Below are 17,829 nucleotides of genomic sequence, written 5' to 3' on the forward strand. Positions count from 1 at the left end.
AGCAAGAAAGCCCGCAGGGCGTGAAAAAATCGAGATACTGGTCAAATGCAACGGCTCAGAGGTGTATGTTGTGCCCTTAATGGGTGCCTTCTGCTTCTGAACTTCCCGTTTCCCCGAACATGCGGAACAGAGAACCACAGTTTTTGGGAACCGTATTGTCTATCGTACCCTCTTCGTAATCAACGGACAGACAAAATAGGTAAGCGCCATTTGTAAATAAATATGTTTCATTTTGAAACTGAATTTCTCCGTTTACATACGTGGCGGATGCGGATGCCCTGTCAGTATCGGTTTCAAAGGAACGCATCATAAACCCGGTCTTTCCAGCCCCTATCAGATTTGCCATATCCACTGCGGTGAGACCCTCAAGGGTGCCTGGACTTTCAGTGGCCGTGATCGTTAAGGCAGCCCCCGACTCAGGATCCGTTGCCACGATTGCGGAGTCCGATTCGCCAAACGACCAGGAAGAGGGAATACCTGCTTCAAATTGCAGATTGCTGTTGTAATAGAGATAAAACCCTTCAGGAACTGGATTTGATGTATCCCAGCTGAAGGAGGCCAAGATCGTGTCGTAATAGGTTGCTAATCTTTCATAATGCTCGTCCTTGAAGACGCAGACGAGACGAACGATCTTGTCCCTGTCCCAGTGGGTGTCCTCAATGTAGTCGTAGGTGGCGTTCCCCTGATTTTGGTAATAGAGCTGGTAATGAGTGGGCGACACCCTACTGAAGGACGTAAAACTGTATCCGTGCTGCGCACACCAAGAGGATAGGGACACTTTATCCTGCATGTTTACCTGGGGGTCATATTCCTTAACCTGGATCTGGACCGAGGCCCCGGAGGCATTATGGATGAACGTAGGATAGCCGTCCATGGTCACCTGCTGCCAGCCAACCGGAATCTGAAGGGATAAGCCATTCTCGTTGTCTGTATAGATTTCTGTATCTATTTCAGGTGTCTCTTCCGTTGCCGCTCCCGTGTCAGTCTCTACATGTTCCGATTGTGTGTAGGCAGGGACTTTATCTGCATCCCGTCTGGAGAAGAAGGTAAAAATCATTGCCACGATCAGGATGATCAGGATAACCGGGCTCCAAGGGCTTTTATGAAGGTTTTTTTGTCTCATTTTACGTCCTCTTTTCTTTTTATGTATATTTATGGAAGCTTATATCCAGGGAGGAAACAATCAATGATCACCAATAATCTATATCTATAATCATCTATAATATATAATCCAATGGATTTACGTTTTCTTCTGGTCCATCGTGTTTTCTTGTTTTACTCTTTGCTTGGTCCTGTCTGAATATTTGCTTTCCCCTTTACTCTGGTCCTGTCTGTCTTTTCGTTTCAGCTTTCCTGTATACGGTCTGTTTTCTCTCTCTTTGTCCTGTCTGCACTCTCTCAGCGTTACACAGCCAGGAAAGAAGAACTTTGAGAACGTGTAGCCTTGGGATGAACCCTTATTCGGTATGAACGAAAGCATACCAGGAAGAAAAAACATGAGTGGAGTGCCAGTGACCTTCCCTTGACCACCTAAAGTAAAACAAGCCATATAAAAGTTTAATGTGTAAACCTTGAGCAGCCAAAAGGGCATAGATATCCCTGCTGTTCCCAAAAAGAGATATAATCAAACCGCATGCATGGCTTTGCGCGCAGGCAGATCATATCAACGTAATGGCTACGCCCCATGCCTCCCTATCAGCTTATAGAAGAAGCGGCACGAGCTTTTTGGGAACAGATAGAGATATCATGCAAAAAATTGCATAAGGAATAGATTATATGCTGACGCATTGCATATTTGAGCACGGCACACCCATGCTCCTGATGGCTCCGTTCCGGTATAACCAGCAGGCTATCCAATCCTGAGAAACACTCATATGCACCCTCCACGCCGTTTGACGGTACTTCCCCGTAGGCCGCGAACGCCCTAGGAATTACCTAGCGAGCGTTCCCCGTCTGCGTTCACCCGTATACTAGGATATTACCATGCACTTTCTCCGCGGACCTCCCTGTGACTTTTGGAAGGTAATGCCGAGATATGGCTCATGACACCGGCTGCACATGTGTATCGCGCGTACAGTTGCACTATTTAGTTGTCGGGGAGTGGAGACCGTCCGTTTTGGTGAGTTTATCATTCGTGGATAGCAGATTTTTCTCATTGATGTGGCCTCCGGTACATCATCCTAATACGTAGTATGATTAAAGGCTTAGGTACTTTCAGTTTTTGTACAAAGATAAGCACTACAAATATAGTATCAAGAAAACGTGCGTGTTTTTTGATTGTCGATAAGAAAACGCATAATAAGGGTAGATGGATATTTCAGGAGGTAAGATATGGCCAGTATTAATGGATTTTATACAATGGACAGGTTTGACCCGGAGATGTACATGATCGATGCGGCTTTCAGCGGGGTTACTCGGGAACTGCACGGGCCAGGCAGCGACAGCCGGTTGGAATTTAAAGGCAGCACCGGGGAAGAAATGCCAGACGCCTGTGTTGTCAGTTCAGTTGCTACGGACGGCACAAAGACAGAGCTAGGGATCTACGACATGAATTATGACAACACTGACGTGATCCGTGCTGTCAGTTCGTATCTGGCGCAGCATTTTCCTGACGGCTTCTCGGACATTCCGGATTTTGATTTTTCAAGTGTTGACCGGGAACCTACAGTGGTTGAAACGGTTCAAACAGACAGGAACGATGGGATACTCACCAGTAAAGAGATGGATAGTCTTTCAAGGGAACTGATCCCACTGCACGGTATCGTGCATTTCCCATATGAGACGGAGCTTGGCAGCGGGTTCATCCCTCTTGAAATGAGGGAGGGGTTTTATGGCGCCGATGAGAGGGATATCATCTCCCGGGAGACTATCGCAAAAATACGAGATGAATATGACCCTGGCTTCGGGAAGATCTTAGGTCTGGACACATCCACCTTCGTGACAAAAACAGAGGAAGGCCTGGAAAAGAACGGCGTGGTGGTACCGTTGAAATTTGAGGACCTGGAAGGGTTTATTAACAAGTACAGTAATCTCGACTCCCTTACCCATTTCACTAGTGATAAAGTGGAAACGATCCGGGCCTATAAGCAATTCGGGGAAGGCGTGGAAGTAGACGGCAGCCGGTTCGGCGTAGGGAATCTGGTCACTATCGAGGTCAAATGTCAGGGCATTGAGGAGCCGTTCCGTTCATCATATATCGTAGATGACGCCGGAAGGGTTTGGGCAGAAGTGGTCTGCCATCATATGGACGAACGGCTCCCCCTTTCTTTTAAGCAGCCTGATTTTACTGGAAAAGAGGAGCATGACTTGTCGGTCATTTCCAAACTGGATCGTACAGATACGTCTAACCCGGGGCATCTGCGAATTTTCAATGGCAAGGATGATACATTTAAAAGCGTGTTTATGGAAAAGGTGGACCAGGGACTATCCGCTTTCTTTGACAGATTCGCCGATGAGCGGATTGAAGAAGCCAGGGAGCGCATCCCCTATATGGACGCCAGGAGGGAAGTTTATGTAAAAGAGAGTAGCATGCTCAAAGACACGCTTGGTACGCTGGAGCTCTATAAAGAGCTCACCTGCGCCGAGATGGGGCCGATGGAAGAGAAGCTCCTGGACTTAAGCTGGAAGATATCAGACAGCGCGGGGCCAACGGATAGGACTGCCTACAAGCAGGAGTTTGCCGAGCTTTACAGGGAATATCGGTCCACGAACGAGGAGAAAGATCCCTACGCCTTGAACAGGATGATCGACACTGTAAGGGACGTGCTCGATTCAGTCGTAGATCAGTATAATGCGGTGGGAGCCGATAAAGGTGTCATGTTTGGACGGTACACGAACTATTCATCTCGTGGGGTGGAATACGAGAGTTTTGCGGATAATATTTCCCCTGAGGGTCCCATGAACCCAATCGAGCGGTTTACAGCTATCTGTACCTATGATGCGATCCGCACGGATCTTTTCCCCTTCGAAGACCGCACGGAGAGCGTACTTGCAAGCGTGAAGGAATTTATGCCAGAGGTGCAGGAACGCCTTCAGGATGCTGTGGACCTGTATAATGAGTCCGTGCCGGACGGTGAAAAGGTCTCTCTTTCGGATGATGGGACCCTGTACACTGAGGGCGGCATGAAGATTGAGCCAGACCGGATCACAGATGGGATAGTGAAATTTCCCAGATTGGAAGAAGGTTCCCCCGTTGAATCTGTTCGTGTCCATCCTGACGCAAAAACACAAGGCGAGATACGGGCCGACTTTCTGGAGAGGGGGATCCGGGGAGGGGTTCCTGATACTTCCATCTACAAGGTAGGTACACAGCCTTTTTCTGACATGGTAGAGCGTATCTGTACCCGTTACAGCGGTGGACAGACATCACTATACGAGCTACGTGCAATCTGCCGGACTGTGGACCAGCACTACAGGGAGAAAAAACTGCCCGCATGGGACGACTTCGAGAAGGAAGTTCGCATGCATGAAGCGGACATTGATAGGGAAACGCCCAAAGTAACGATCCAAGGCCACCGGGATCCAGCTGATATGGACCAGGGGCAACCAAACCAGGTAGAACAGCCGGAAGGGGTGGATAGTGCAGAAAGAGATCCTGAACAAAACAAAGAAACTGGCCGTGGATCTGACTTCGAGAATGACATCCGCCAGCAGATAGCCGGCGCTTACGGCAAAGTGGATGAGACAAAGGATATAGATATATCCAAGAGCAAGATGAACGCTCTCCGGGATGAAGCAAGGATTGAGGCTCAAAAAACTGGTAAGAACGAGGACGAGATCCTGATCGCAAAAATAAGTGACTTAAAGGAGAAGCTATCGGACGTGAGGGAGGACATCCTGCATTACAAAGAAGCCATCAGCGGGATGGATTTTCTGCCTATGCGAGCATTGTATGTGTATACCCCGTTTCATACGGCTAAAATGGAGATGGATCATGCTATAAAGGCGTATGTAAATCTTGGGGGTGCTGTGGGAAATGAGACGTTTGTCACAAAAGGAGTATCCAAGGTCGAGCTGCTTCTCGACCATCTTGAATATGCCCGGAGCAATCCCATGGAATCGGCTATCTATACGATGCTCTCCGGGGAAAAAATGCGGATCAGTGATATATACAGTGATTCGGTTGAAAGATACAGTGGGGAGGTAAAGATTTTAGCGCCCCTTGCGCGGGGCCTTGAGTCGATCGGAGGTGTCCTCAGTAAGATCATAGAGGTGTTTGTTCTCGCCGGCGACAAGCTTGTGAAAGACCAGGAACCGTACCGTTCGGATCCTGTGGAAACACCGGAAGGCAGAAAGGACGGAACCCTGATAGAGGGAAAGCTTCCCTGGGAGATCGATCAGCACGGAGAAGAAGAGAAAAATTGGCCTGATACAGTTGAAAATAACAGTTTGGAAATAGAGGCACCCGATGAGTATGTTGTTAGCGGCCAGGTGGAGCAGCCAGACGTAGATTTTCCGGAAACGGATAAGGCGGAGGGGGATGAAAGCCTGGTAGAAGAGAACGGAGATCAGCCTGCCAAGGATGAGGAGGTACTTGAACAGGATGAAGATCAGCCAGATCGTACAGATTTGGAAGATAGGGGCGACAAAGGCCAGCAGGACGCTGATGATACCGTAGAGGATGACAAACATGCCATAGACAAGCAAAAAGAGAGTGCTGATGATGAAATAGACAAACCGTACACAGATAAAGAGTTGGATCTGCGTGATTCGGATCCCTGGATAGAGAGGGATCAAGAGCCAGATCAGAAAGATCTGGCGGAAAGGCCTTCAGATAACCTGGAAAGGGATAGCGATAATCCAGATAGTAAAGAAGGAGATCGTGTAGAACCACTAAATAATGTCTCTTATCAGGAAGAAAGCAGGGAGAATGCTCCTGACCGTGAGCCTGGACTGGAAGCGGAAGGCGACTCAGAGACGCCAGGGGATGATTCAGAACAAAGGCAGGATGAGTGGGTCGATGAAGAGGCAGAAGATGACTCCCGGGTGAAAGGGAGACTAGAAGGAAGCAGCCGCGAACAGGAAAAAGACAATGCCAAGGTAGAGGCCGTTGCTGCTTCTCTCACGAATGCTGGACCATCAGCGTATGACCAGGAATATGCGATTGCTGAACGAATCAGTGAGGTTTTCCAGGGCAATGAAGACCTTCAGACCGTCATCGTGGAGATCGCAGATCTGTACAGTGATGATGTCATCACCGAACATGATATAGCAAAGGGGATTGTCGATGCTGCCTTTAGTCAGGATGAATTCCCTGCCGAGGCGGTTGGCGATATAGTGATCGAGACGATGGCTATGCTTGATAACCCTGACGTGGTTGGGTTCGGGGAGGACGTGCCAAACGCAGGTGCTTTTGGACAACTGGTAAGTGATATGATCCAGGAACAAGCCCAGGATATGCAGGGTGACCCCGTGGAAAAGATGGAAAACCATATCGCGGACTTCTATGAGGAAAATGATCCCTACTATGACCAGTTTGAATACGGGGAATACAACGGATATATATTTGAAGACGGAGTAGTGGCTGATGACACCTGCATGTATATTGATTATCAGGATTTATATGACGCGTTCGAGGCTGTGGGTGTTGATATCAGCAAGGACGCGGGACAGTCTCTTGTGGATCCCGCAACCATCGATGATGTGGATAAGGGCGTGGACTATGTGATGGATTACGGAACAGATCGAGGCGAGGACATGGATATGGACACTGGCATGGAAGTGACCTCTCCCCACATCGTTAATGATACTGAGCAAATAGACTCAGGATTTATTGGGGAAAATATGGATCCGTTAAAGACCCGCTATCAGCTTGACGGGGCTACTTTGGACCAGACTACAGCTTATGACGCAGACATGGTTTCCCCAGATGACTGGCTGAGCCATATGCAGGATACAGTAGAGACAGATAGCGGCATGGAATGGCCGTACTGAAATACGAGGAGGTTTTTCTATGATTTTGGAATTAATATTATTATGTGTGGCCGCCTGTGCTGGGTACCTGGCTGGGATCTGTGCCGCCATCAAAACAATCCAGGCGTTCAGGAAGGGTGAGGAGTAATGCTGGCAGGATTTTGTTTGATTTTCATTCTGATGTCCGTTTGTAGTTTGCTATTTGTAAGACATGCCAGGAAGAAACATTTCCTAAGGCTTCGGGAGGCGGCATTAACGAGAAAGACGATGCACGTGATTTGCTGCCCGCTCTCAGAAAATGATATAACTTCCTCCTTTAACGAAGTAGGGGATGGCATACGCAGGACCTCAGAGGATATACTACAGCTTCAATATCAACAAATGCTTAATGATCAATATAGGTGACAGGAAGGAAAGATGGATGCAATGCATGAAGTTTGCCAGGGATGCCTATATCCCGATAGATAAGATAGAATATATGGTTTCCTACAATTCCTCTGCCGTAAAAAGAAAGATACGGCGGCTGAAGGCGGAAGGTCTTGCAGAGGTGATCGATTATACATATGGGCAGAAGACGAACGCTGTGATCTTTCTTACCACCGGGAAGATCCTGCTGACTAACAATACAGTGGATAAACTTGTGGAACGTATGGAAAAGGGAAATATATTTTAGAAAGGGGTGTGAGTACCATGCTAGGAATTTTGTTAGTCATCCTGCTGGCGTTTAGCTTGGGATATTCTTTCACGGTCATCGGGTATCTGATCCGGAAACGAACGGCAAGAAGAAAGAATAAACATTTTCCGGAAGCGGATATTTATGGGGATCGTAAACCTGAGGCGGATGGACATATCCTGGAAATGGGGCGGACAGACCATTCCGTAGATGAATTTAAGGATTAATCATGGCGCGGCAACTAAGTCGCGCTTTCTCTTACCTGAATTATGCCCTGTCATCTGGCATACTACTAATGGCAGTAGTTTATGGAAATGTGAAGGAAAGGAGAATTGGGTACCGTCCCCGTCTGCTGCTGACGGTATCGGAATGAACTTATAATGAAATGCACAAAGCAGATCGCATTCATGATCGCGATCGCCGCTGCCGTTTCGCTTGCTTTTTCCACACCTACCTTACGAGCATCGGGAACAGGACTTGAGATTACACAGGAAAAAGAAATGATAAGCGGCTCCCAAACGGCGCAGACATACCATGTGTCGTACCATTCGGAAACAGAAGATGGGACACCGGGCAGTGGATCGTTGACAGTTACGTATGGGGTAGGGTTTATCCCGGAGAAGCTGAAGCTGGGCGACTGGACGGATTATGAAGGCAATTTAAAAGTTACTGTTGGGAAGGGACAGGAAAGCACGCCTATTTTTGAAGGGGAGTATTCAGAAAATACAGAAGTAGTGCTGGAAAATGTCAAAGGCGGCACGCAGATCACAATCATTCCTCTGGGACCGGTACAGGCTAGATCCGATTTCAGTCTGGATGTTTCCGGAACGATCTATTCAGACCAGAGCAGGGAAACTGTAGATGTAAAAGCTGAATATGCCGGAACCTTTGGAGAGACGCAGGTGAATAAGAGCGGCGAGATACAGACAAAGGCAAATCAGTATGAACCGGGTAGCATTGCGCTGGAACCTCAGTCACTTACGGTTGGATATTTGGAAGGAGCTGATATCCGTATTCGCGGTATAGGAGGGAGCGGCCCTGCTGACCTGACGGGATATCAGGTGGAGATCGGTATGCCGGACCGTATGTTTGTGGATCGGATCCAGCTTCCCTCCTTTGACCATGCGGATTATACGATCACTGTGAATGGATATCAGCAAGACACAAGAAACGAGAGTATTTATATCAATGCCAGGGTAACATCTCTGATCCTGAACATCATGCCTGACGGTGATTTCTCACAGAACCGTGATATGGTCATTACGATGCGTAACGCTGTGAACGAGAATGGGAACGGTGTGATGCGGGCTACCGCCACGATGTCATTTGCGAACGGACAGTCTAAAGAGGTAACAAGTAATGAAGTGGCCCTTTCCTTTACGGCGGTACCGATCGAACCAGGGGAAGAAGAGCCGGATGAACCTGATCAGCCTGATCCACCAGTGGATCCGGATCCCGATCAGCCTTCGGAGCCGGAGGAGCCTGATACTCCGTCTCAGCCAGTCAATCCAGTCCTCCCACAGCCAGGAGGACCGCAGGATGGAAGAGACCCCATCCAAGCAGTGCCAGAGGAAGAGGACACGGTCGTGGACTTTTCGGGGCTGAACCTGCAAAGCTCTAAAGCTTCAGATAAAAGTGAGAATACAGTGTTTGACGCCGAGGACAGAAACCAAGGCAGCCGTTCCACAAGCTTGAACCGGGCTATGCGGGACAGGGTACAGACTCAACAGATCTTTGATTACACAGGAAGCACGGAGAATACAGGCGATAGCGAGGAAAATGGGACTTCCGGAAACAGCAGTGGAAGCCGGCGCACACGTACTGCCAGTGATGACGAACTACTTATTGAGGATGATGGTTCAGGCACCACTAAGGACAAAGTAGTCAAAGCTGTCACTGAAAATCGGGGTATCCAGGTTACTCTTATCATCGGGGGTGTGCTGATCGTAGCTTGCGTGATCATTGGAGTCTATATGTACCGTTCAAGGAAAAGCGAATTCCCTGGTACTGATGGAGATAGCAACACAGAACGTAAGTGATAGGATTATGGATTGAGCCGGGTAACCCCGGCTCATGTACATTATACGGGAAATGAGACTGGAGAAACTATGAAAATAAAAAGAAAAAACATAATAATCGGTATCCTGGCCGTAATACTGGCCTTTGCTATCTGCACTGTCCGGTTCTATCTTTCTTACTCCAACGAACGCACGGGAGAAGAATGGTTTTCATGTCAGGCAACATACATGAAGGACTGCGAAGCTTTTGCGAATGGGATGGACGATGTGTTCAGTCTGTACATATCAGGCAGTATCGCGGAGGATGATTTTCTTGTACACATAAAAATATTAGAGGAGCAGCTTGAAGTTATGGAGGCCGTCTATACCGAGGATGAAGCATCGCACCCTGTTCGTCTTGGTACCCATACCTATTCAACAAAGAAGGGCTGCGATGCAGTCAAGGGGTGCTTCGGCGTTTTTGGAGATATCCTTGCGATGGCCAGGGAAAACAGCGGGGATATTGGGGCGCTTAGCTATGAATATATGGGGTATCACCAGGTAATGATCGACCAGGTGTCCGATTATACTGCGGCTGTTAGGATTGTGGAGGAGGAGTCGAATGATAAATAAATATACTTGCGGGGCTATGGCGGATATAGGCGTGGGAAGAGAAAACCAGGAAGATTTTGTCCAGTTCCTCGAACTGGATGAACAGAACCTGTTTTGTGTGATCGCGGACGGGTCAGGGTCAAAAAAAGAACATACGCAGCCAGCTCCCATCGTTGTTATGGATATCATAGAAACAGTTGGAGCCATTTTTCGGCAGAGAAAGGAGTTATTTGTCCAGGATCCGGAGTTTTTCATCAAAACTGCAATGCAAAATGCAAATAAACTCCTGGGGGCTTTTAAATTGGGAAATGAGGAACTATATGCGGGCTATGCTGCCAGCGTCACATGCTGCTTCTTCGCGGAAAACGGGCGCATTTATGTGGGGCATAGTGGCAATACAAGGCTGTATATCATACGCGATGGTCTGATCAAGCAATTGACTAGAGACCATACCAAAGCAGCCGTTCTGCTTGCGGAGGGGAAGATCGACCCGGTTACCTACCATGTGCATCCGGACCGCTTGAAGCTTACAAGCGGTATCGGGGTGATCTTGAATCCTGAGATTCAGACATTTACAGGGAAAATGAAAGAGCAGGATCTAATCCTTATGACAACTGACGGGATCCATTATGCTTTACAGCCAGAAGCGATCATGGAAATCGTCCTGCATGCCAGTAATGTCACAAGTGCTGCTCAGGATCTGGTAAATGCGGCAAAGAATATCATTAAATATCCAGATAACATGAGCGCCATGCTTGTACATTATACAAAATAATAGCTGACTTGATAAAATAAGAGAGCCGTATGGCTCTCTCAGATTGTAGAGAAAGTCCCCGGTTTACCCCGGGGCTTTTCTATTGCAGTTATCAACATTTCATTGAACCTTCCGGTTTTTTACACAAAAATTACCTAATTATCAACTCTACAGTTAAGCGGTGCGTTCCCTGCACATGGTATAATTATCCTATAAGGAGGTTCCGCTTATGATGACAAGAGATGCCGAAAAGAACAAATGATGATGTTCAGCATGGATGACATGATGCCAAAGGATCACATGCTCCGAAAGATTGACCGGGCTTTTCTGCTTATTTCAATAAAAGAAAGAAAATGTTTATTGAATAGCATTTTTTTTGAAAATGTAGCACAAAATTGACAAAATGCAGACTAATATGGAATAGTCCGAAAATACAAGGTATAATAATATAAAACATTTACAGATTTGAGGATATCATAATGACTACTATTGCAATTATAGATGATGGAATAGATAGTGCATTTTTACCATCCAAAATTATTGTTGAACATATAAATTTTTCATACAGTAAAAAAGCGCCCAGAAACACGCACGGGTCATTATGTGCACAAATAATACATAAAATCGAGAGTAAAGTTAAATTTGTAAGTATTAACGTAATAGAGGACGATCACAAAGGAAATATAAATTCATTAATAAAGGCACTGGATTGGTGTTTATTTCATGATATTGATATTATAAATATGAGTTTGGGGACCTTAAATTATCATGAAGGTCTTACTTTATTAAAACCAATCAATAAATTAATAAAAAAAGGTGTACTAATTGTTGCAGCATATCATAACAGTAATATTGTTACTTTTCCTGCTACATTACCAGGGGTATTTGGCGTCAGACAGGACAGGAACAATTTCTTGAATGAATATGAACATACATTTACTGATGAAAAGAACCTTAATATAGAAAATACAATAATTGCTCATTTTGATGGAAATGAAAAGCAATCGGATGTTTACTATACAATTACAAATAGTTTAGCAGCGCCAGTCATTACCGGGAAGCTGGCAGCACAAAAGATACAGAATACAGTATTTACATATGAAGAAGCAAAAGATTATTTATTAGCTACCCAATGTTCATATGCAGGCAGATTTCAAGTTAATCAAATAAGGAAATATTTCGACGTGCCAAGTTTGAGTAAGCTTGAAATCCCACTAATTTATATTTCGTACGAACTGACAAATGATGTTACACGCTTTTTACAAAAAAATGATTATCATTTCGAAATCCTTATGTGGAAGGCAGAGTCCGGGAACATCTTGCCACTTGAATACTATTGGCCATGTAGGTCCCTTGACCAATTCTTATTTACAATAGATGCAATATATCAAACAGATTTATACATAATTTCAGGGCAAATTCCAAATGAATTCCCGTCAGAAATGTTTCATCTTAAAATGGTGAAAACAAAAACAGGGATTTTAATTAAGAAAGATAATAAAGAATATTTTTTTTCAGAAATAAACAAAAGCTTATATTCTTTATTAGTATTATTGGAAGGAAATACAGGAGGGGGCAATTATGAATAAGTATGTATTGAAATGCTATAAAACAAGGACGGGCTACTATGTCTATGACAGATTTTCGAATGCTGTTTTTAAAGTAAACGAAGAAGATTTCAATAAATTTCTTAAACTTGAAAATGGGACAGATCATACTGACCCAGAATTTCTTTCTAAATATCAGTCAGAGGGAGCATTTGTATGCAACGGAGTTGAAGAAATAGAGCACCCTCAAAGTCCCTACGTACAATATTATCTTTCAAATAAATTGAGTCATTTATCTCTACAAGTAACGCAACAGTGTAATTTGAGATGTAAATACTGCGCATATTCAGGTCTGTATTATAACCGTACTCATAATTCAAAATTCATGACCTGGGATACTGCAAAAAAAGCAATAGATTTCTATATGGAAAGAACAAGTGAAATGGAACGTCTACACATGTCCTTTTATGGAGGTGAACCTCTTCTAAATTTCAAACTGATCAAAGACTGTGTGGAATATATTTCTGACCATGTTGAAGCAAAACATCTTACTTTTAGTATGACCACAAATGCGACTCTTCTTACAGAAGAGATTAGGCACTTTCTGTATAAGTATGATTTCCAGTTATCAATAAGCTTGGATGGTGATAAAGAGTCACATGATAAGAACAGAACTTTTGCAAATGGAACAGGTTCTTTTGATACAGTAATAAGAAATATCAAATCGCTTGTTGCAGAACATCCGGATTACGCAAAAAAAGTCACCTTTTTGCCAGTTATTTCGCCAAATACTGACCTGAATAGAGTATTAAAGTTCTTTTCCTCAGAACCGTTTATAAGCGAATGTGCAGTCACATATAATACGATGACAGAAACGGGACTAAAAAATGAGATCCATTATAGTAAAGATTATATGTTAATACGTCGGTTCGAGTACCTGAAATTACTATTTCACCTGCTTGGTAAAATTGATGAAAAGAGCATAAGTCCAATGGTTTTACCAGTTAAAGAAGAATTTAAGAAAATGATTACGGCCTTACATGATCATTCTTCAATAAAAAAATGTTCACATCATGGTGGCCCTTGTATGCCTGGCGCTAAAAGACTCTTTGTATCATATGATGGAACCTTCTATCCTTGCGAGAAGGTGAGCGAAACAAACCCGGACAATTCAATCGGAAATATATCTCAAGGATTTGATCAACAAAAAGTCAAGAATATGATAAATGTAGGACGAGTAACTAAAGAAGAGTGTATTAATTGTTGGAATTTACGGTTCTGTTCTATATGTATTGGACGAATAAATAATCCAAGAAGGGATGAGCACCATACAAAAACGGAAAAGTTGAAGGTATGCGCACACGAAAAGGCCAATACAATAAATATTCTATATGAAATATCTGTTCTCCAGGAATTGGGGATAAATCTCTGATTGTAGATAAGGGGGAAATATGATGAAAACTATGACCATTTTTCCGTTCTCGGATAAATATAAAATGCTTTTAGAATATAAAAGTATTTTACCTTATGAGATTCGGGTATTAGGAGTCTTTAAAGAAGATGAGAAGTATTATGAAAAATACAACTCTGATGTGATTAAAGTCACAGCGAAAGTTGACGAGATAGTCGAAGAAGCTGATGTTATTCTTTTGCTTGATACTAAAAAGGAGCTTGAGAATAAAAAGGTCAGAATATGTGTCAAAGAGGCACAAAAGCATAATAAAGAAATCATACTTACTGAAGATCTAATGTCTTTATTGAAACTACAGGATTATCCAGGAGCTATTAAAATAGCTTATCCGAATGCAAAGCACGATTATTACAAAGACATGCCCTTGAAAAAGGTATCATGCCCAATAGTTGCAGTAGCCGGAATGGGCGAAAGTAGTGGAAAACTAGATATAGTATTACAACTGCATAGTTATTTCAAGGAAAAAGGTTATAAGTCATGCGTAGTAAGTCCCAATAACTTGTCTTCTTTATTTGGATTTAGTATATATCCAAGGCAACTATACGAAAATCTTCCGTTTGAAGAAAAGATTTACTGTATTAATCAATATGTATACGACTTAGCAAAAGCCAGCGAACCCGACTTGATTATTTTAGAATATCCGGGTGGTCTTATACCTATGGGGGCAAATTACTACAACAGTTTTTCGGAATATGCGCTGGTATGCTCTAATGCTATAAGTCCAGATATTGGTATTTTCTCATTATATTTTGACAGGAATTATACTGCCGAAAAGATGGAAAAATTAAAAAACATCTGCAAATATAAATATAATCTTGATGTTGATGTGTTTGTCCTTTCCTCGCAGCGTATAGAATATGATCCGGAAGCAAAGGTATTTGAAAATCAATCTTTGTCCTCTAATCTTTGCCAGAGTCTATTAGATGATATGAAAGAAAGTATGTATTCTTACATATATGATTCAAGCAGTATGAGACATTCATTTGAAAACATTATGAACGAGTTAGTTGACAACGCCGAAGTTTTATAAATGACAAAGGAGGAATATTACCATGACGCTGCAAGACGTAGAAGAGTCCATTGTAGATGCCATTAAATTGACTACAGGCGTGCTTATAACCGATAAGGATAGTAATTTGCTTTCTGAGCAATATGCATTTCCATTAGCGGATTTTTTGTATATATTTCATTCATTAGAAGAAAAATATGACTGCAATATTTATGAAATTATCAATATGATCACATACGAAGAATTTACTATATCTGCTATAGCACAAAAGATTATTGATTTGTTGTAAACACCACATTCAAACTATCGTAAAGGAGGACATTATGAATAACATGAAATTAAGAAGGAAATTCAAAAAGAACGAAAATAGTATCGAAACTTTTGTATCCTGTCCATGTTCAATATCATGTTCATGCGGAACATATGATGACCAGAGCATGAGCGTTTACCGTAACAATATTAATACATCTAGGACATTAGAGTATAGGGCTCTTTGGGGCTAACCTAAGTATCAAAAAATAAAGTAAAATAATGATATACGATAGTTTGATGTGTTGTTAGAAATGAGATGAAGGAGGTATCTCCTTCATCTCTGAATAAGGTTGATGAAAGTATGAATGAATTAAAACGAGCATTTTTATACATAAAAAGGAAAAAAAATAATATAGCTGTTTTTGTTATTTTAATCATTCTAATATTAACAGCTCTTCTTAGTATAGCTATATTCCAAAGCTCCAAGGAAGCACAGAAGAATATCCGCGAGTCGCTGGGCGCTTCATTCAAGATGACTGCAATTATAAATGAAGATCCGGAGTACCAGGAAGTTATCACCTTGCCTAATGGAGGAACTATAACTTCATATAAAGGACCATTGATTGATGAACAAATAATCCAAAATATAATGGGACATGAGGGTATCATAAACTATTCCGTTGATAAAGGAATGTCCATGTATATTGAAGATATTTCTCTTTTCCCCGGACTATATGCTGATACTATTCACCTAACCAATACAGATTCCCAATATGCGTCTAACCTAACGGAAGCTGAAATCAAAACCAACCTTATATGTGCAAATGCAACTAATCTCTATGGTTGTACAGACAGCTCCCTACATCATTATTTTCTGACTGGTAGTTTTGAACTCTGTGCCGGAAGGGAAATTAATAGTCAAGATAGCGGAGTTGTACTAATATCTGATAAACTTGCCGAAAAGAATGATATAGAACTGGGGGATACTATAAATGTAGAAATGAGAGAATGTCTATATGTATTTGATGGTGCGACCGATAAAAACCTTGGCCGGCCAATTAATCTGGAAGTAGTTGGTTTTTTCCATGTAAACAGTAATCAGTCTGTCAACCAATATACGGTTGAAAGTGAAATAGCTGATAATATGATGTTTGTAAGCGTGTCAGATATCAAAACCCTTAATGAGTACGGAGGATATGACACAGAATATGATGAAGTTACATTTTTTGTACAGGATCCTAAACAGTTGAACTCCATCATTTCAGATATTGAAAAAGATAAAAATATAGAATGGGATAATTATTCTGTGGAAGAGGACGACACTCTTTATGCAGGTGCAATAAAACCTTTAAAGAATATGAATATTTTCCTTACTGTACTCATTATTGCCACATTTGTAATCACATTTATAACATTCTATATAATCCTTACAATTCGAGTGAAAGATAGAAAGCATGAGATAGGAATATACCTTTCTATAGGAGTAGCCAAAAAGAAGATCATACTACAATTACTACTGGAATGTGCGACTATCATGTCAGCAGCTTATATTGTAGCTGGAGCAATTTCTGCAGAATTAATTGATCACACTGATGATGTTATTCTCTCTGCCTTCAGTCCAGAAGCAGAAGAGTCGAAAAAAATTACCGAAAAAGAAATTTTGGAAAATAGTAGAAGTGGATCATCAGAAGATTTGTTCAAAATAAATGAAGTATCAGGTACTCCAAAAACAATTGAAAGCAGACTTTCCATATCTTTAATAATAGTGTTATATTTGGCCCTAAATATGGTCATGTTGGTAGCAATTTTAGTTGCTTCACGACCAATCATGCAAATGAAACCTTTTAAAATTTTTCAAGACTATTATTGATGTGGATATAGTGGATGGCAATACATCTATAATAAGATAAAAAAGGACTTATTATAAAATATGAGAATAGTAAACAATCGATTATTGTTGTATTGCTACATAAAAGGATGAAGGGGAAATGTCTCTTTCATCCTTTAGCAAAAATACAACTAAAAAGCACCGTTTTCTGATATGAAAAAAATGAGTAAGACCACAAATAAAAAAACCATTATTAAATTATTGCGTTTGTTAATACCATTTTGGAAAAAGATTTTTTTTCTAACAATATGTCTTGTTCTTTTGACCGGTCTGACTTTTTGCCGTCCGGCAATTATACAGAAGATCATAGATGACGGTATGCAGACAAACAACTTTAATGCAATTGTATTGTATGCCGGTCTTTTATTATGCCTGGCAATTTTAGAACAAGGCTTAGAAATACTTCAATCTTATAATTTCCTGGTATTACAAAACGATTTTCAACTTAAGTTATATAAAAAAGTATTTATTCATTTATTAAAATTACCTATAGGTTATTTTGAAAAAAGGAATTCTTCAGAAATAATAAGCTTTATAAATACAGATATTAACAGCGTCAGCATGATCGCAGACAGAAGTGTATTGCTGTTTTTAAATAACCTCTTCAAAGTGATAAGTGGTATAATAGGGCTTATCCTTATTGATATTCGACTGACTTTTATTGTACTGCTTGTGATCCCAATTAAAGCTATAGTTATTAATACTCTTTCAAAG

The 17,829-nt window shown here is 42.2% G+C and carries 14 protein-coding genes; 13 read left to right on the forward strand and 1 reads right to left on the reverse strand.

Annotation, left to right across the window (positions count from 1 at the left end; all coding sequences use genetic code 11):
- Positions 1-76 precede the first annotated feature (76 nt).
- Positions 77-1,123 (reverse strand): hypothetical protein, encoded by a 1,047-nt coding sequence (locus Q5911_RS12785; RefSeq protein ID WP_303183324.1) that lies wholly within the window; start codon positions 1,121-1,123, stop codon positions 77-79.
- Positions 1,124-2,331: 1,208 nt separating this feature from the next.
- On the opposite strand from Q5911_RS12785, the gene Q5911_RS12790 reads away from it, so the two are divergent.
- From Q5911_RS12790 to Q5911_RS12850, 13 genes are all read left to right on the forward strand, one after another.
- Positions 2,332-6,933: a hypothetical protein gene (locus Q5911_RS12790; RefSeq protein ID WP_303183325.1), complete on the forward strand. Its 4,602-nt coding sequence runs from the start codon at positions 2,332-2,334 to the stop codon at positions 6,931-6,933.
- A 400-nt stretch (positions 6,934-7,333) separates the two neighbouring features.
- Entirely contained in the window at positions 7,334-7,585 is a 252-nt protein-coding gene (locus Q5911_RS12795) for an extracellular matrix/biofilm biosynthesis regulator RemA family protein (RefSeq protein ID WP_303183327.1), read from the forward strand.
- A gap of 17 nt (positions 7,586-7,602) precedes the next feature.
- Entirely contained in the window at positions 7,603-7,812 is a 210-nt protein-coding gene (locus tag Q5911_RS12800) for a hypothetical protein (RefSeq protein WP_303183329.1), read from the forward strand.
- Between the two features lie 153 nt (positions 7,813-7,965).
- Positions 7,966-9,624 (forward strand): hypothetical protein, encoded by a 1,659-nt coding sequence (locus Q5911_RS12805; RefSeq protein ID WP_303183331.1) that lies wholly within the window; start codon positions 7,966-7,968, stop codon positions 9,622-9,624.
- Between the two features lie 69 nt (positions 9,625-9,693).
- Positions 9,694-10,215: a hypothetical protein gene (locus Q5911_RS12810; protein WP_303183333.1), complete on the forward strand. Its 522-nt coding sequence runs from the start codon at positions 9,694-9,696 to the stop codon at positions 10,213-10,215.
- A complete protein-coding gene (locus Q5911_RS12815) occupies positions 10,205-10,969 on the forward strand; it encodes a PP2C family protein-serine/threonine phosphatase (protein WP_303183335.1) in 765 nt (254 codons plus the stop codon). Before Q5911_RS12810 ends, Q5911_RS12815 begins: the two co-directional genes overlap by 11 nt.
- A gap of 458 nt (positions 10,970-11,427) precedes the next feature.
- Positions 11,428-12,537, forward strand: coding sequence for a S8 family serine peptidase (locus Q5911_RS12820; protein ID WP_303183337.1), 1,110 nt, complete (start codon positions 11,428-11,430; stop codon positions 12,535-12,537).
- Complete coding sequence (ccpM, locus tag Q5911_RS12825; RefSeq protein WP_303183339.1) at positions 12,530-13,927, forward strand: Cys-rich peptide radical SAM maturase CcpM; 1,398 nt, start codon at positions 12,530-12,532, stop codon at positions 13,925-13,927. Before Q5911_RS12820 ends, ccpM begins: the two co-directional genes overlap by 8 nt.
- Before the next feature lie 19 nt (positions 13,928-13,946).
- Positions 13,947-14,996 (forward strand): hypothetical protein, encoded by a 1,050-nt coding sequence (locus Q5911_RS12830; protein WP_303183341.1) that lies wholly within the window; start codon positions 13,947-13,949, stop codon positions 14,994-14,996.
- A 22-nt stretch (positions 14,997-15,018) separates the two neighbouring features.
- Positions 15,019-15,264 carry a hypothetical protein gene (locus Q5911_RS12835; RefSeq protein WP_303183342.1) on the forward strand — a complete coding sequence of 82 codons (246 nt, stop codon included), beginning with the start codon at positions 15,019-15,021 and terminating at the stop codon, positions 15,262-15,264.
- A 34-nt stretch (positions 15,265-15,298) separates the two neighbouring features.
- Complete coding sequence (locus Q5911_RS12840; protein WP_303183344.1) at positions 15,299-15,478, forward strand: hypothetical protein; 180 nt, start codon at positions 15,299-15,301, stop codon at positions 15,476-15,478.
- A gap of 110 nt (positions 15,479-15,588) precedes the next feature.
- Positions 15,589-17,097 (forward strand): ABC transporter permease, encoded by a 1,509-nt coding sequence (locus tag Q5911_RS12845; RefSeq protein ID WP_303183346.1) that lies wholly within the window; start codon positions 15,589-15,591, stop codon positions 17,095-17,097.
- A 180-nt stretch (positions 17,098-17,277) separates the two neighbouring features.
- Positions 17,278-17,829 (forward strand): ABC transporter transmembrane domain-containing protein (locus Q5911_RS12850; RefSeq protein WP_303183348.1); only part of this gene is annotated, 552 nt, incomplete at its 3' end.

This window comes from Lachnoclostridium phocaeense (genome assembly GCF_959599685.1).
Taxonomy (GTDB): Bacteria; Bacillota; Clostridia; order Lachnospirales; family Lachnospiraceae; genus Claveliimonas; species Claveliimonas monacensis.

What these genes read in the sequence shown, in the direction of transcription:
- Q5911_RS12785 (WP_303183324.1), bottom strand. Translation starts at nt 1,123, where the DNA reads ATGAGACAAAAAAACCTTCATAAAAGCCCTTGGAGCCCGGTTATCCTG.
- Q5911_RS12790 (WP_303183325.1), top strand. Translation starts at nt 2,332, where the DNA reads ATGGCCAGTATTAATGGATTTTATACAATGGACAGGTTTGACCCGGAG.
- Q5911_RS12795 (WP_303183327.1), top strand. Translation starts at nt 7,334, where the DNA reads ATGCAATGCATGAAGTTTGCCAGGGATGCCTATATCCCGATAGATAAG.
- Q5911_RS12800 (WP_303183329.1), top strand. Translation starts at nt 7,603, where the DNA reads ATGCTAGGAATTTTGTTAGTCATCCTGCTGGCGTTTAGCTTGGGATAT.
- Q5911_RS12805 (WP_303183331.1), top strand. Translation starts at nt 7,966, where the DNA reads ATGAAATGCACAAAGCAGATCGCATTCATGATCGCGATCGCCGCTGCC.
- Q5911_RS12810 (WP_303183333.1), top strand. Translation starts at nt 9,694, where the DNA reads ATGAAAATAAAAAGAAAAAACATAATAATCGGTATCCTGGCCGTAATA.
- Q5911_RS12815 (WP_303183335.1), top strand. Translation starts at nt 10,205, where the DNA reads ATGATAAATAAATATACTTGCGGGGCTATGGCGGATATAGGCGTGGGA.
- Q5911_RS12820 (WP_303183337.1), top strand. Translation starts at nt 11,428, where the DNA reads ATGACTACTATTGCAATTATAGATGATGGAATAGATAGTGCATTTTTA.
- ccpM (WP_303183339.1), top strand. Translation starts at nt 12,530, where the DNA reads ATGAATAAGTATGTATTGAAATGCTATAAAACAAGGACGGGCTACTAT.
- Q5911_RS12830 (WP_303183341.1), top strand. Translation starts at nt 13,947, where the DNA reads ATGATGAAAACTATGACCATTTTTCCGTTCTCGGATAAATATAAAATG.
- Q5911_RS12835 (WP_303183342.1), top strand. Translation starts at nt 15,019, where the DNA reads ATGACGCTGCAAGACGTAGAAGAGTCCATTGTAGATGCCATTAAATTG.
- Q5911_RS12840 (WP_303183344.1), top strand. Translation starts at nt 15,299, where the DNA reads ATGAATAACATGAAATTAAGAAGGAAATTCAAAAAGAACGAAAATAGT.
- Q5911_RS12845 (WP_303183346.1), top strand. Translation starts at nt 15,589, where the DNA reads ATGAATGAATTAAAACGAGCATTTTTATACATAAAAAGGAAAAAAAAT.